Source organism: Peristeroidobacter agariperforans (assembly GCF_004138335.1).
Classification (GTDB): Bacteria; Pseudomonadota; Gammaproteobacteria; order Steroidobacterales; family Steroidobacteraceae; genus Steroidobacter; species Steroidobacter agariperforans.
The window spans coordinates 1511515-1526215 of sequence record NZ_RYFW01000002.1; the positions used below are offsets into that span (position 1 = coordinate 1511515).

The following is a 14701-nucleotide window of genomic DNA, read 5'->3' on the forward strand; positions in this document are numbered from 1 at the left end:
ATCTCACGCGCGCGCAGCCGGGCCTTCTGCCATTGCGTACACACGCCGGAAATTTGCGCCGAGGATGCCTTTGACCACGTCGACCGGGTAGCCGTGCGCCAGCATGATCTCCACGAGCTCGGCAAGTTGCTCTGGCTGAAAACAACCGCCCTCGTACAGCTGTGTTCCCGACGGATCCGGCCATGACGAATCCTTGGCGGCGCGAATCGCATCCCAGACGCCTGCCATGTTCTGCACGTAATCGGCGCCGAGGCCGACGTGCTGGGGTCCAACCAGCGAAGCAATGTGATCGATGTGTCGAAACACGGTTGCGGAGCGCGCTTCGGCGTCGCCGATGAAAGCGCCGATGCCCACGACGCCGATGACGCCGCCGCGAGCAGCGCATGCGCGGATTTGCTCATCACGAATGTTCCGAATATGCGCACAGACCGCGTGAGCGCCTGAGTGCGAAAAGATCGGCGGACGCTCGCAGATTTCCATCGCATCGAGCGTAGAGCGTCGGCCGGTGTGGGAGAGGTCGAGCACCATGCCGACGCGGTCCATTTCGCGAACCACCTGGCGGCCGAAAATACTCAACCCGGCGTCGGCCGGTTCGGCACAGCCATCCGCGACAAAGTTCCGCACGTTGTAGGCCAGCAGCATGTGACGCACACCGAGCGCGTAAAGCGCCTCGACCCGAGACAGATCCGTGCCCAGCTGAACGGTGTCCTGAATGTTGAGGCCAATGACCAGCTTGCCCTGTTGGCGACCCTGATCGATTTCGGCGAGCGAGCTGCCGAAAGTGAGCCATTCTGCATGCGGCTTCGCGGCGTCTCGGAAGCGCTGTATGCACTGCTGTACGCCTTCGAACGTCGGCGGGAAGTCTTCCGTCGTTGCAGATACGAAGGTGTACCCCGCCTGCCTGAAGCGGGCGAGGATGCTGATGTCCTGGTATTCGTCCAGCCAGGGCAGCGTCATGTCCCAGACGTCGGACGACGCCAGAATCTCAGCAACGGCAGGCTGAACCGTCACGCGCCCGCTCGAACTATTCAGTTCCTGCGCATTCATAGTGTTACTCCGAGAGATGCTCTACAAACATTCCCTGTCTGCCTGTAGCAGGACTGTAGGTGCGGTATCGCTCAGCTCATGGCGCTGCGCCGAAGCGCACGCGGCAGCGGCCCGACAACCGGCTGCTTCAGGTAGAGCTCGCCTTGCGGGGCGCCCTTACGCTCCTCCTGAAGTTGCACCGCTCGGAGGTCGCGGGTGACGCTCTTGCTTGCGAACCACAGGTGTATCGCACCCCAGACATATCCAGGACACATGGCGAGCAATGCGTAACGCAGCGACTCCTCACCGAATGTCGGGTGCAGGGCATCGCTCAGCGCGCCGACCATCAACGGCCCGAACCCCAGGCCAATCAGATTGGCAAATAGATAGAGGAGGGCAATCGCCGTGGCGCGCATGCGCTGTGGCACGAGCGTTTGTATAACGGCATAGAGCGGAGCGGTGGCGAGACCGTGGCCTATCATGCTGATGGCAATGAATCCGAAGGCCCAATAGCGATTCGGGGCAAGATAGATGAGTGCCGACGTGGCTGCAAAAATGACATATCCGACCCCGATCAGTTTGAGCTGCAGGCGTTCGTTGTTCGCAGCAAAGCGGGAAGCCAGTTCGCCGCCGCCGAGCAGCCCGATGATGCTGCCCAATCCCTGAATCGGTGCAAGCCACGTGCCCAGCTCCCCGGTTTGCATCCCGTAGGTGCGGACGAAAAACGTCGGCTGCCATTGCCACAGGCCCGTGCCGAAGAGAGACAACACCGAAAAGCAAAACAACAGGTGACGGAAAGAGGCGTTCGCCCACAGAGTGCGGACCACTTCGTTGAGAGGAAGCTGCGCCGGTTGCGTGGCAATGGACTCGCGAGCCTGGAGTGGAGCAGTACCGATCTCGCTTGCGACCGTTGTCGTTGGCTTCGCAAGGCGAGGCTCTCTCAGCGTGAGCCGGACCAGTAGCGCGAGCGCCAGCCCGGGCAGACCCAGGAGCAGAAACATCACTCGCCAACCATACATCTCATTGAGCCACCCGGCCATGAAGAAGCCGATCAGTCCGCTCAACGGGGTGCCCAGCATGTAGATCGCTACGGCGCGGGGCCGCTCGGCTCGGGTGAAATTATCCGCGATCAGAGAATGTGCCGGCGGCGTGCATCCTGCTTCTCCGACCGCCACGCCGATGCGGATCAACAGCAGCTGAAAAAAACTCCCGACCAGTGAGCACAATGCCAACGCCGCGCTCCACAGAGCCGTAGTAATCGCAATGATCGTGACGCGGTTGCCGCGATCGGCCCAACGCGCGATGGGAACTCCCATGGTCGCGTAGAAAAACGCGAAGGCAATACCGGTCAGCAATCCCAGCTGCGTGTCGCTCAGCGCGAGATCGGCTTTGATGTCCTGGAGCACCAGCGCCAGGGCGTAGCGCTCGACGGTGTTGGAGGCCAGGACCACCAACAGAACGCCGAGGAGGTAGTGCTTGTACGTCAGCTTGTTCATTGCCACCGCTCGATGCGGATCTCGCCGATAGCGAGAAGGGGGGATCCTGCGATGGCGTCCATCGCCGAGGCGGTGTTCGACGGGCTGGCAGTGGTCTGGGGAAGACGCTTGCTCGGGGCGAGCCCTGCGGCATTCGCAGGGCTCGCGTATCTCACACGTGGTCGTTGCATCAGAAACGGGTTGTTACTGTGAGGCCGATGGTTCGTGGCTGCAGCATCGCCACTCGCGACACCAGCGGATTGCCTTGCCAGGTGTACGCCGACACCTGGCCTCGCTCATCCAAAAGATTTCGCACGTACAGCTGCACGTCGTAAGGAGCGAAACTCAGTCCGGCACGCAGATCGACGGCGGTGTAGGAGCCCATGTCGTATTGCGGGAAGCCGCCATTCAGATCGAAGCTCGCCGTGCGGTCGCCGGTGTAGCGGACTGCGGCGCCTAAGGTTGGCTGCCAGCGAATGTCTGAGAAGTCATATTCGGCCGTCAGGCTGCCGCTGAAACGCGGAACCGTCGGCATGCGCTCGCCTTTGGCCGCCCCGAGTTGGCTGTTGTCCTCAGCCATGTACGCATCCGTATACGCCATGTTCGCTGCAAGCGTGAGCGAGCTGACGGGGCGAGCAGTTAATGCAAGTTCGCCACCGCGGACACGCATGCCCGCGGCATTGTCATAGTAGCTGGCGCCTGTGCCGGCGTCGTACACCCGGATGATGATGTCTTTCCAGTCGATGTAGTACGCGGCCAGATCCATGGAGAAGCGGCGGTCGGCGGTCTCGTGCCGGAAGCCCAGCTCGTAGCTGCTCAGGGTGTCCGAGTCGAACGGCGCGACTGGCACCTGCTGGAGGGTAACCAGATCGAGATAACTGTTGTTCGGACCACCCGGGCGATACCCGGTTGCGTAGCGCGCGTAGAACATCGACTGGTCGTTGATGAGATAGCGCGCATTGGCCAGATAGGTCGTGGCATCGGTAGTGCCGGTCGTTTTGGGTTGCGAGGGTACTGCGATCTCTCCGACAAAGTTCGATGTGAACGACTGATGGACTTTCGAATAGCGAATGCCGCCAGACACATCCAACTTGTCGGTCAGGTGCCAGGTGAGCGTTCCGAAGCCTGCGTACTCCTCGAATTGGATTTCAGTCAAACCGTCATTCAGGACATTCGGTGCGGGCTGTCCTGCCGCATCCTCCAGCACATAGCGGCCGTGGTTGTCCATGTTCTCATCGGTGTAGAAGCCACCCACGATCCAATCGAACCTCTCGCCGCCTGCGCTGGCCAGCCGGACCTCCTGGACGAACTTGTCCGTCTTGGTTTCGCCGACTGAGCCAATGGAGCTGTAGGAGTGGCCGAGAAGCGCCGTGAAAGGCTGGTAAAGCTGGGTAATGTCGATGACGTTCTCGGTGTGGTCCTGCTGATAGCTGGAAATCGAAGTGAGCGCCGCCCAATCGAAGTTGTAATTCAACGTCACGCTGGCCAGGCGGAAGCTCTGGTCGAACGGCTCAGCTGCCGGGCGCCGCTGCTTCATGTCGCTGTCCACCGGCGAACCCGCAAAGGAAAAGTCGGCCGAGCTCTCGCCGTCGCGGGAAATATTCTGCGCGAACACAGCGACGCGTACGCTGAACTGCTCCGTCGGCGTCAGCAATAGATCGGCGCGGCCACCGTAGATATCCGCCTGGTTCACGTCGTCCTTGCCGCGCGATAGGTTATCGATGTAACCGCCGTCGTGGTTATAGAAACCGCTCAAGCGAACGCCGGCTTTGCCTTCGGAGATCGGCAGGTTGGCGGCGCCTGCGACGCTGTGGCTCAGGCCGCCCTGTTCGGTGGAGGAAAGGCCGATTTGAGCTTGTCCCTCGAACTTGTCGCTCGACGGACGTTTGCTGACGTATTTCAGCAGGCCGCCGACGGCGCCGGCGCCGTACAACGTGCCTTGGGGACCGCGCAGCACTTCGATGCGATCGAGGTCGAACAAACCGGCGTCGAGCGCTTGTCGGGTCGTGTTGACCATCACGCCGCTGCCGCCATAGGGCACTTCATCGACATAGATAGCCACTGGCGCGCTGGACTCGTAACCGGTGGTTACACCGCGCAACACCACCTGAGTGTAGCCGGCGCCATTGGTGTTGTAGGCCAGTCCCGGAACCGAATCGGCGTAGTCGCGGAATTGGAGGGCGCCACTACGCGTGAGCTCAGCAGTGGACAGTGCCGTCACCGACTGCGGCACTTCCATGAGCCGCTCTTCGCGCTTCTGTGCAGTCACGATGACCGTCTCTATCCGTCTATCCCCGTCCGGCGTGACGAGGTTACTGCTCAGGGCTTTTTTTTTGGGATCCTCGGCCTTCGCAGCAGAGGCCGGTGCGACGGTCTTCGGCTGCGTTGCCTTCGGCTCGTCAGCGCGAGCGGTCAGACTGAAGCCGCGCTCTCCCACCGCGTGAATCTCGAGGTCGGTGCCTTCGATCAGCTGTGCGAGCGCTACTCGTGGCGTGAGCCTGCCTGCTACTCCCCTTGTCCTGATGTCGGCGACGTTGGTGCTGGCCATCACGACCTGGGCGCCGCTTTGCTCCGCGAATTCCAGTAGCGCCGTCTCCAGCGACTGCGGTGGAATTTTGAGCTCGACAGTTTCTTCCGCCTGCGCCGTGCAGGTTATGCACAAGGCAGCGGCGCAAGTGACAAGAGCATTTGTGACTTTCGAGGTTGGTTGCTCGTTTCTCATGTGTCGTACCTCGTCTATTCGTTCGGGTTGTCCCGCTTGTTGTGTGACCTAAGACGGAGCTACGTCACCAGGGCGCAAAAAAAAATTAGGGGCTGAGGTCGGATCAATAGGCGGTCTTACTTAGTATTCGCCTTGAGTAGAGCGGCTGGATGAGTCGTTCAGGTCGCGGCATTCATTCGACGCGACCGATCACCGGGGGCAGCGCGATTTGTATCATTAGCCACAATGCTTCACAGCGCGCGTACGCCCTGCGGTGTTCAGTGCTGCGCTCGATCCAGCGAGAGAACGCGCGCAGTGTCGCGGCGTCCTCTTGATCCGATCGTAGGCGCACCATCCAGAGGACGGCAGCTCGGAACGGCTCATCCATATCGCTTGAAAGCGGCATCCGGTCCACCTGCTCGCAGAGTTAGTCGAATGGCCGATGATTGCAGATGCCTAGCGGGTATCTGTTGAGATCGATACTGCCTGCTTAGACGGAGCAGGGCGCGCGAGCCGCAAAGAAATGTCAGCGGCTTGCGCGAGCCGGGCTAGCCGGCGTCGGTGGGAGGCTCCATGGGAGCATCGCGTCGCTTCAGGAGAATGGCGCGCTTGTTGATGTGTTGTACTTCGATGGGAAATGCATGCGACAGCAGCGCGAGCCAGTCGTCCACGTTCTCTGGAACGACGGTGCCCGTGTAGAGCAGCGCGCCGAGGGAAGGATCGGCGATCGAGATCTGCAGGTCTGCGTAGCGTTCGATATCGGATACGACGTAGGCGAGCGGCTCCCGGAGAAACTTCAGATGACCATTGCGCCAGGATGTGGCCACGCGCGCATCGACCGATTCAACAGGCTGTAGGGACCGATCGTACGCCACGCCTTCCCCTGCGTGAACGAGCAGAGGCGCAGCGGCTTGCGGTTTGACGCTATCGTCTTTCGCGGGCGCTGCTGTGTTGTAGTCGGAGTTCTGTACCTTCACAGTTCCCTCGACAACCGCAACCGATACGCGCCCCAAGGCGGTGTGGACGTTGAATGCGGTTCCGACGGCAGTGATCGTTCCCGCGCCTGCGTGAACGACGAATGGCCTTGCAGTGTCGTGCGCCACCTGGAAATAGGCTTCGCCCGAGTCGATGAATACGTTGCGAGCGGCAGTACCGAAGTCCACGACGACACGAGTGCTGGCGCCGACATCGATGCGTGAGCCGTCCGGCAGGACATAGGTCCGGTCCTCGGCTTTGCGCGTTTGGACGAGTGCCGAGGAGGGCAGGTCGCGGGATGTCCCCATGTCGGCAGTGAATAAAAGGGCGCCCACGGCGCCGAACAGAAACGTCGCAGCCAATGCGACCCAGCGCCAGCGTTTGCTGTGGTTTCGCTCGGCCGTCGCTTGATTGACTGACGAAGCGAGGTGCGGCTCGGTTTGCCCGATCGTTTGCCACAAGTCTTCGAACTCGGCGAACGCCTGGCGATGTGCCTCGCTCTTCAGCAGCCAGCGCTGCCAGTCGCCGACTTCATCGGTGTCGGGCTCCTGCGTATTGAGCCGAACGAACCATTCAGCGGCCTCGCGACGTAGCGGGTCGTCGTCCATCCCTTCTCGAGTGTGCTTCGGAAACTGCATCGCCATCACTCCTTGGCTCGCGAGGGTTTTGGACGTGCGCCGCGTTCCAGCCGGGCACGAATGTTGATGAGTGATTCGACGATGTAGTGCTGCACGGTGCGCTCCGAGATCCCCATTCGTTTGGCGATCTCGGCGGTGCTCAGGGGTTCGAAACGACTGAGCAGCAGCGCCTCGCGATACTGAGGTGGCAACTCCTGGATATAGGCGGCCGTCAGCCGCAGCTCTTCGGCATCGCAGACGTACTGCTCGGTCGACAAGGTCGCGGCCAGGTCGCCCAAAAATTGGTTTTCCGAGCGGCGCAGTTCGGCACTTCTCGATCTGAGTCGGTCGATCGCGATGTTGGCAGCGGTCTTGAAAAGAAATGCCCGCAGGAAACTGACCGTCCCAGGCGAATGCAGCTGCAGCATGCGTGCGTACGCCTCCTGCGCCACGTCGGCTGCCTCCTCGCTCGAGCGAAGTCGGTTCATGAGGAACTTGATCAGGGCACGGTTGTGCTCGCGAAACAGCCTGCCGATGAGCTCGGCGCGATCGGCCGAGTCTTGATCGGTACAGCCTTCCGAACGTGCAGATTTATCTATCAAGGACTTGTCTCGCTCGGCGGAGCTCTGCACGAATCTCGCGATCTATCGAGTAACCGATTCGCGGCAGACAGTGCAGGGCTGGCGGTAAAACCAGCTGATCGGTGCTTGGGTTCCTACCGGGTGCCGTGAGTGCGTCAGCCTCGTGCACCTGTGGCGGCCAGTAGTGCGCACCTTCCAAATTCGTCTCCCGTGCTACGGCAGGTTCAACCCTGCTCACACTTTGTCGGAGAGTGTACACGCGTCCACCAGTAACTTTGCACCGCCAAAGGCGTAATCTCGCTGCTTCGCACAACCTGACCAGCTTAAGTAACATGGTCCTCGGTTCGACACTGCACGTCCGCGGGGTGGCGGGTTGATGTTTGTAGTGGATCAGGTCATCACTATATGCGTGAAGCGGGTTTATAAAATAGGGAGAGAAGATGTCTTTGGCAGTCGGGACGCGAGCGCGGAGTCTCTTGGGCCGTACCGTGGTGTGGGACAACCACGCGTGCATGCCGTTGCGGCCCGCCGATGAATCGTTCCTCCCGCAGCTTGCCCGGCATCGCGCCGCCGGCGTGACGCTGGTGGTGCTCAACGTTTGCTACGACGGCTCTCCGCCCGAAACAGCCTTCGCGATGCTCGCCTCGATGCGCAGCTGGATCGCCAGGCACTCGGAGCACTACGTCCTTGCACGAACAGTCGAGGATATCGAAGCCGCCAAGCAGGAAGGCAGGCTCGCGGTGGCCTTCGATATCGAAGGTGGGCAGGCTGTCGAGGCTCACCCCGGCCTGGTGGAAATCTTCTACGGATTGGGAGTCCGGTGGATGCTGCTCGCGTACAACAAGAACAATCGGCTCGGCGGGGGGTGCCAGGACGAGGATTGCGGCCTCACCGAGTACGGGCGCCGGATCATCGATGAGATGGAGCGTGTAGGGATGGTGCTGTGCTGCTCACACACCGGTTATCGCACGGCGAAGGAGGCCATCGAGTATTCCAGCAATCCGGTCATCTTCTCGCACTCGAATGCCCGGGCGCTCAAGGATCATGAGCGCAACATTCCCGACGATCTGATGCAGGCCTGTGCCCGCACAGGAGGGGTCGTGAACCTGAACGGCATCGGCATTTTTCTGGGCGACAACGACAACACGACACAGACGCTGATCGGCCACATCGATCATGTGGTCCAGCTCATCGGCCCTGAGCACGTCGGTCTGGGGCTCGATTACGTTTTCGATGGCGCGGAGCTCGATGATTACGTTCGGGCACGCCCGGATCTCTTTCCGCCCGAGAAGGGCTATCGCACCGGTCTTGCCATGGTCGAGCCCGAGCGATTCCCGGCGATTGCCGAGGGCTTGCTCAAGCGAGGATACTCGGACGGCCAGGTGCAGGGAGTTTTGGGGCACAACAACCTGCGAGTAGCTCGGCAGGTATGGGGCAAGGCCAGCCCGCGATTCACTTCAGAGGCGCTTAGGGAAGCGTAAGTGTTCGCCGCGCCGAAACTGTTGATGGTGGTCAGGTCGCCTGGCGCACGATTTCCCAGAGAGCTTCGCAGCGCGCGTACGACCGGCGATGATCGGGGGATTCTTCCAGCCAGTTCGCAAAGCCGCGTAAGGTCGTCGCGTCTACGTCTGGCTGCTGAAGCTGCAGCATCCACCTCGCAGCCGAACGGAAGTCCTCGTCCGCATCGTCGCAAGGCAGCGTTGCCTTTGGGTACATGGGATACACCCTTCCAGTTCCGTCTGATCGACTTGATTGTCTGCCAGAAGCTCTGCAATCCATTCGCAGTGGCGGCACCGATGCTACAGTGGGTCGATAGGTACATCGATGAATATATTCAGGCTACGTGTCAGGGACATGGCAAACGGGCTCGACTTTATGGCCTCCTTGCTCGGCCTTAGTATTGAATCCTGTCGCACGATTAGTAGGAGAGCTTCGATGCGCTATCCAATTGCGATCGCACTGCTGATCACCTCCGCATTCACTCCGCTGCTCCTGGCGCAGCAGGACCACTCCCCGCAGCGTTTCGTGATCGAAGTAACCAGCCTCGTGCCTGGCGCCGAACGAACGGTGCGCGGTGCTATCGGGTATGACGGTCAACTGGAACTGATCGAATTGAGTACGCCGTTCAAGAAGGAATTGAAGGCCGTAAGCATCACGGCGATGTTCGCGGTGGTGGAGCCCGCTGGCAATGTTCAGGTCGTCGTCCACGGCAACAGGCAGGGAACGGCAGAGCTGACGAAGCATGGTGGGGCGAGCGGCCGCGCCATCAAGATTGTCGAAGATCCTCGGGATCCGCACGTGACGGCAAGCTTTGGCGGTTTCTGAGCTGGCGTCGCGTCCGACTGTTTCTACGAAGTGCGTTCGACACTTGAGGGACCGAAATCCCCCATGTGAGTTGCAATAGTTGCCACCGGAGCCCAGGGCAGGGTACGGTCGAACGGACGGACAGACAGCGCGGCAATGACGCCAACCTCAGACTCCCCCACCGAGACTTTCATCAAGCTCTTCGCCGAGAGTCGTCACGCACTGCTTCAATACATCCGGCGCTTCGTGCGCTCGAGTGAAACGGCGAAAGAGATCGTTCAGGAAGCATTCCTTCGTACCTACCGGGAGCGTGAGTCGATCATTACGCTCCGGGCCTTTCTTTTTTCCACGGCGCGCAATCTGGCGGCCAACGAGATTCGTCATCGACGCACGGTGGAGCGCGACCTGGCGGAGAGCTCCGATGAGTCGCGGGTCGACGCGGAGTACGAGTCCCTGGAGTCCGGGCTGCTGCGCGATGAGCGGAACCGGCTCCTGGAGCAGGCCATCGATCGGTTACCTCCGCAATGTCGTGCGGCGTTCACGCTGCGAGTATTTCATGAGTGCTCGTATCGAGAGGTCGCGGACCGCCTGGGAATTTCGGTGAAGACCGTTGAAAAGCATATCTCGCACGGTATGCGCGAAACGAATCGCTATCTGAAAATCCAATACAGGGCCACGAGGCGGCGCCATGGGTGAGGTTCATCGCCTGCCGGATCCGGAGGTCACCGAGCGCGAGGCCAGCGATTGGTTTGCCCGAATCAATGCGGATGACGTGACGGCCGACGATCACGCGCGTTTCGAGGCTTGGCTCGCTGCGCATCCGTGCAATGTGAAGGCATACGCCGAGTTGGAGGCTACTTGGGAGGAGCTGGTCAGATCCGGCCCGCTCGTTCGCGCGGTCTACTTCGGTCAAGTGATGAATGCCGCGTCAGCGAGACCGGCGCGCGCGTCACGCTGGCTGTCTGGCGCCCTGGCCGCGACCGTTGCAGCGATAGTGCTCAGCGTGAGCTGGAGCTATTACAAACAACAAGCGGACACCCGCTTTCAAACGGCGATCGGGGAGCAGGTCGCCGTCATGTTGCCTGATGGTTCTTCGCTCAATCTCAACACCAACAGTCAGGTCGATGTCGACTACAGCCAGCATAGCCGGGTCATTCGTCTGGAACGCGGCGAAGCGTACTTCAACGTGGCTCACGATGCGCAGCGGCCGTTTTGGGTGCAAGCCGGCAATCGCTGGGTGCGCGCCGTCGGCACCGCGTTCAACGTCTACGTGCGACCAGCCGGTGTGCAGGTCACGGTCAGCGAAGGCACGGTCAAAGTGGTCGATGCCACCGGCGGCAAGTCGCCACCTTCGGGCGCTTCGTATGCGAAATCTGCAGCCGCTGTGACTGCAGGTGAGCAGGCTGACGCGCAAGGCAACGCAGATGTGATTCGCGCCCTGAATGCAGCAGAGCTCAACCGCTCGCTGGCCTGGCGCAACAAGAGTTTGTATTTCCACGATGAGCCGCTCGGCAACGTCGTCAACGAACTGATGCGATATACGCGTCTGAAGATCGAAGTGGTCGACGAGTCGCTGCGTCAGTTACCCGTCGGTGGCACCTTTCAGACCAGCCCGGAAGGAGCAGAAGCGCTGCTGAAGATGCTGGAGGATGGATTTGGGGCGCAGGTCCGGCGGCCCGGCGCGGACCATGTCTATATCGAAGCGCCGGTTGAATAGTGCGGTCTGGCCACCCTTCCGTGAAATCGAGTGGGGGTTTTCAACTTCTCGCGGGTCGTCATAACAGACAGGTTGTGAGAACGAGAAGAGGCGAGAATCCAAGGAGGGGGCATGAGAGCAACCAATCGAGCCGTCAGGTTGGCGATTCTGCAGGCATTGGCCTGCGCATCGGGACTGCTGCTGACGACACCGGGACGTGCGAACGCTGATCCAGCTCAGTTCGATATCGGCCCGCAGCCGCTGCCCGATGCCCTGAAGAACTTCGCGGCACAAGCGAAGATGCAACTTCTCTATCGCTACGATGCGGTCCGCAATGCGACTGCAACCCCGGTGACCGGGCAGTTTGAGAAGCACGCGGCCCTGGAGCAGATGTTGCGAGGGACGGGTTTGATAGCCATCTATAGCGGCGAGAATACCGCGACCATTCGGCCGATCTCCACGGAGAAAAAGCGGATCGACACCGCGAGCAGCGACACGTCCGGCGTCGCCCCGACTCCAACTTCATCTACGGCGCCCAGCAGGCAGTCGCGCTATATCCGGCTGGCTCAGGCTCAAACCAGCGAGCCGCAGGAGCCGGCGGCGGGAAACGCGACCATCCAGGAAGTTGTGGTGACGGGTCTGCGCCAGTCGCTGGAAACTTCCATGACGATCAAGCGCGACTCCTTGGGGATCGTCGATGCTATTGCGCCCGAGGATATCGGCAAGCTCCCGGACACCAATCTGGCCGAGTCGTTGCAGCGAATTACCGGCGTGTCGATCGATCGCTCCGGCGGTGAAGGTGCGTTCGTCACGGTTCGCGGCTTCGGCCCGGAATTCAATACTGTACTGCTCAACGGGCGACAGATTGCCACGCCGACGGACCCCTCACAGGCGAGCGGGCGCGCCTTTTCGTTCGACACGCTCGCCTCCGAGCTCATAGCGGGCGTCGAGGTGTTCAAGTCTTCGGTGGCGCACCTGCAGTCCGGTGGCGTGGGTTCGGCCATCAACATCAAGACGGCGCGGCCATTCGACTATGGCGGATTCAAATTCTCCGCTTCGGGAGACATCAATTACGAGGACAATTCGGCTGAGGCCTCGCCCGATGCGGCCTTTCTGATCACCGATAGCTTTTTCGACGGGCGCCTGGGGCTGCTGGCGTCGGGCAGCTATCAGCGCCGCAAGGATCGGTTAAACCAGGCGCAGACCGACGGTTGGATCGTCAATGGTGGAACACCGGCTGCGCAGATCAATGGCGGCTCCGGGGTTCAGGCCACCGCGTCCAATCCGCAGGCCAATCTGTTCGTCCCGCAAAATTTCGATACCAAGGTGACGTTCGAGGATCGCAAGCGCGTGGGCGGCACGTTGGTGCTGCAATATAAGGCCAATGACGATCTGACGATTACCGCGGACACACTTTACTCGCGGTTCACCAATACCACCGACGCGCGTTCGTTCGGCCACTGGTTCACGCCATCCAACCTCACCAACGTCGTCACTGACGCCAATGGCACGGCAATCGACCTGACCCAAGGCGTCGGTATGGCTTCTGACTTCCACGACAAGGCGTTCGACAAGAAGACTCGTCTGAGCGCGACGGGTCTCAATGTCGAATGGAAGCTCTCGGACCGCATGACACTCAATCTGGACGGCAGTGTCTCGCGTGCCAAGGAAGATCCGAACGGCGGCGCGGAAAGCGAGCTCGCCTTGCTCGGCTACACCGGACAAACGATCCGCTATCAATCCGATGGGTCGATCCTGCCGGTCACTACGGGCTTCGTGAGACCGACGAGCGGCGCGAATGCCGGTGTCGCCGGCGGCACGCAGCCGATGTTCCAGCACGTGATGCTCTATCGCGGCTATGGCGTCGATGATGAAGTGACGCAGCTGCGAGCCGATCTGAACGTGGCAGGCGAAGATTCGAATGAGGGACTGACCAGCTTGCGTTTAGGCGGCTTGTTCTCTCGCGACAAGAAGGATACTGCGCTCTATTCGAACGACGGCGGCACGGGGTGTACGACGTGCGGCTATAACAATCCGGCTCCCGCGAGTGTTCCGATCGGCGTGTTCAATGCTGGCGGCGGCTTCCTGTCAGGTATCAGCGGCGCAGATCGCCTGACCACTCAATGGCTCACCTTCGACGGACGGTCGTTGTTTGATGCGATCACCCAGGAGCAACAGGCCGTCACGCCCGGTTTCACCTTCGCGCCGCCCAAGGTGAACGATTCGTTGGTAGAGGAGCAAGTTTACGGTGGCTATCTGCAAGCCGTGTTTGCAGGCACCCTGGGCGGTCGAGCCTTCAGCAGCGTCGTGGGCGTGCGTGTCGAGAATACGCATGCGGATATCAGCGGGCTTGCGACGAACTTCGTAGCGTTGCAGAGGCTTGCCAACGATGCTACTCAGTATGGTGTGCAGACGGCTGGCACGGCGACCGTATCCAAGTCGAATCACTACACCGACGTGCTGCCCAACCTGTCGTTCAAATGGGAACTGACGGATGAAATAACCGCGCGCTTTGCCGCAAGCCAGACGATGACGCGCCCGACGCTCGAGCAGCTCTCGCCGGTCACGACGCTGGTGACATTGCGGCCCGGCAATTTCGCGGCCGCCAGTGGCACGCCCGATCTGGAGCCGTTCCGATCCGACAACCTCGATCTTTCGTTCGAGTACTATTACGGCCGCGGCAACTTCGTTTCGGTCGGTGCGTATTACAAGGACGTGAGCAACTTCATCGTGCTGAATCAAACGACCGGCGTGGTGAACAATTCGTCCGGCACGCCGCTACTCGATCCCGCGACCGGATTGCCGGCGCAGTTCACCATCACGGCGCCCACGAACGGGGAAAGCGCGCAGGTGTGCGGGTTGGAGGCGGGGATTCAGCAATCGTTCGGCAATAGCGGATTTGGCATTCAGCTGAACGGTACGCTGGCCCACAGCGACAAGGATCTGGATCCGCAGGACCTGACCAACAAATTCGCGCTGACCGGCCTGTCCAACTCGGCCAACGGCGTGTTGTTCTACGACAATAGGAGTAACTTCGAGGCGCGCATGGCGCTCAACTGGCGTGAAGACTTCCTGCAGTATCTTTCTCCGCCGCCGTTGAACGGCGCCGGTCAGGCAGTCACCCAGGTGCGTGGTCGTTATCAGTTCGATGCCAGTGCGACCTACCATATCAACGAGAGCTTTGCGGTGTTCGTGGAAGGCGTCAATCTGACCAACCGGCCCATTTTGAAGTACGCTTACTACGAGAACCAGTTTCTCTATGCGGAGGACAGTGGGCGCCGATATAAGATCGGTATGCGGGCCCAGTTCTGAGCGAGGAACACGCG

At 60.8% G+C, this 14701-nt stretch carries 12 protein-coding genes; 5 read left to right on the forward strand and 7 right to left on the reverse strand.

Features of this window, described 5'->3' with window-relative positions:
- Positions 1–3 precede the first annotated feature (3 nt).
- The 6 genes from EK373_RS20360 to EK373_RS20385 all read right to left on the reverse strand — a co-directional run bounded on the left by EK373_RS20360 (position 4) and on the right by EK373_RS20385 (position 7426).
- Positions 4–1047, reverse strand: coding sequence for a dipeptidase (locus EK373_RS20360; protein WP_129645521.1), 1044 nt, complete (start codon positions 1045–1047; stop codon positions 4–6).
- A gap of 71 nt (positions 1048–1118) precedes the next feature.
- Positions 1119–2522 carry a spinster family MFS transporter gene (locus EK373_RS20365; protein ID WP_129645522.1) on the reverse strand — a complete coding sequence of 468 codons (1404 nt, stop codon included), beginning with the start codon at positions 2520–2522 and terminating at the stop codon, positions 1119–1121.
- A 169-nt stretch (positions 2523–2691) separates the two neighbouring features.
- Positions 2692–5223 carry a TonB-dependent receptor domain-containing protein gene (locus tag EK373_RS20370; protein ID WP_129645523.1) on the reverse strand — a complete coding sequence of 844 codons (2532 nt, stop codon included), beginning with the start codon at positions 5221–5223 and terminating at the stop codon, positions 2692–2694.
- A 172-nt stretch (positions 5224–5395) separates the two neighbouring features.
- Positions 5396–5608, reverse strand: a complete 213-nt coding sequence (locus EK373_RS34335; RefSeq protein ID WP_129645524.1) for a FecR/PupR family sigma factor regulator — start codon at positions 5606–5608, stop codon at positions 5396–5398.
- A gap of 142 nt (positions 5609–5750) precedes the next feature.
- Positions 5751–6815 (reverse strand): FecR family protein, encoded by a 1065-nt coding sequence (locus EK373_RS20380; protein ID WP_198683470.1) that lies wholly within the window; start codon positions 6813–6815, stop codon positions 5751–5753.
- Between the two features lie 5 nt (positions 6816–6820).
- The gene (locus EK373_RS20385; protein WP_157994451.1) at positions 6821–7426 is read right to left on the reverse strand and encodes an RNA polymerase sigma factor; all 606 of its coding nucleotides are present in this window, start codon (positions 7424–7426) and stop codon (positions 6821–6823) included.
- 389 nt (positions 7427–7815) lie between these two features.
- On the opposite strand from EK373_RS20385, the gene EK373_RS20390 reads away from it, so the two are divergent.
- On the forward strand, positions 7816–8856 hold the full coding sequence (locus EK373_RS20390; RefSeq protein ID WP_129645527.1) for a dipeptidase: 1041 nt from the start codon (positions 7816–7818) through the stop codon (positions 8854–8856).
- Between the two features lie 31 nt (positions 8857–8887).
- On the opposite strand, the gene EK373_RS20395 is transcribed toward EK373_RS20390, so the two are convergent.
- Positions 8888–9091 (reverse strand): FecR/PupR family sigma factor regulator, encoded by a 204-nt coding sequence (locus tag EK373_RS20395; RefSeq protein ID WP_157994452.1) that lies wholly within the window; start codon positions 9089–9091, stop codon positions 8888–8890.
- Between the two features lie 138 nt (positions 9092–9229).
- Here EK373_RS20395 and EK373_RS20400 point away from each other — a divergent pair, with 138 nt between their 5' ends.
- The 4 genes from EK373_RS20400 (at position 9230) to EK373_RS20415 (ending at position 14687) form a co-directional block, all read left to right on the forward strand.
- Positions 9230–9700 carry a hypothetical protein gene (locus EK373_RS20400; RefSeq protein ID WP_129645529.1) on the forward strand — a complete coding sequence of 157 codons (471 nt, stop codon included), beginning with the start codon at positions 9230–9232 and terminating at the stop codon, positions 9698–9700.
- A gap of 135 nt (positions 9701–9835) precedes the next feature.
- Positions 9836–10375, forward strand: coding sequence for an RNA polymerase sigma factor (locus tag EK373_RS20405; RefSeq protein ID WP_129645530.1), 540 nt, complete (start codon positions 9836–9838; stop codon positions 10373–10375).
- A complete protein-coding gene (locus tag EK373_RS20410; RefSeq protein ID WP_129645531.1) occupies positions 10368–11396 on the forward strand; it encodes a FecR family protein in 1029 nt (342 codons plus the stop codon). Before EK373_RS20405 ends, EK373_RS20410 begins: the two co-directional genes overlap by 8 nt.
- A 111-nt stretch (positions 11397–11507) precedes the next feature.
- Positions 11508–14687, forward strand: coding sequence for a TonB-dependent receptor (locus EK373_RS20415; RefSeq protein ID WP_198683471.1), 3180 nt, complete (start codon positions 11508–11510; stop codon positions 14685–14687).
- The last annotated feature ends 14 nt before the right edge of the window (positions 14688–14701 follow it).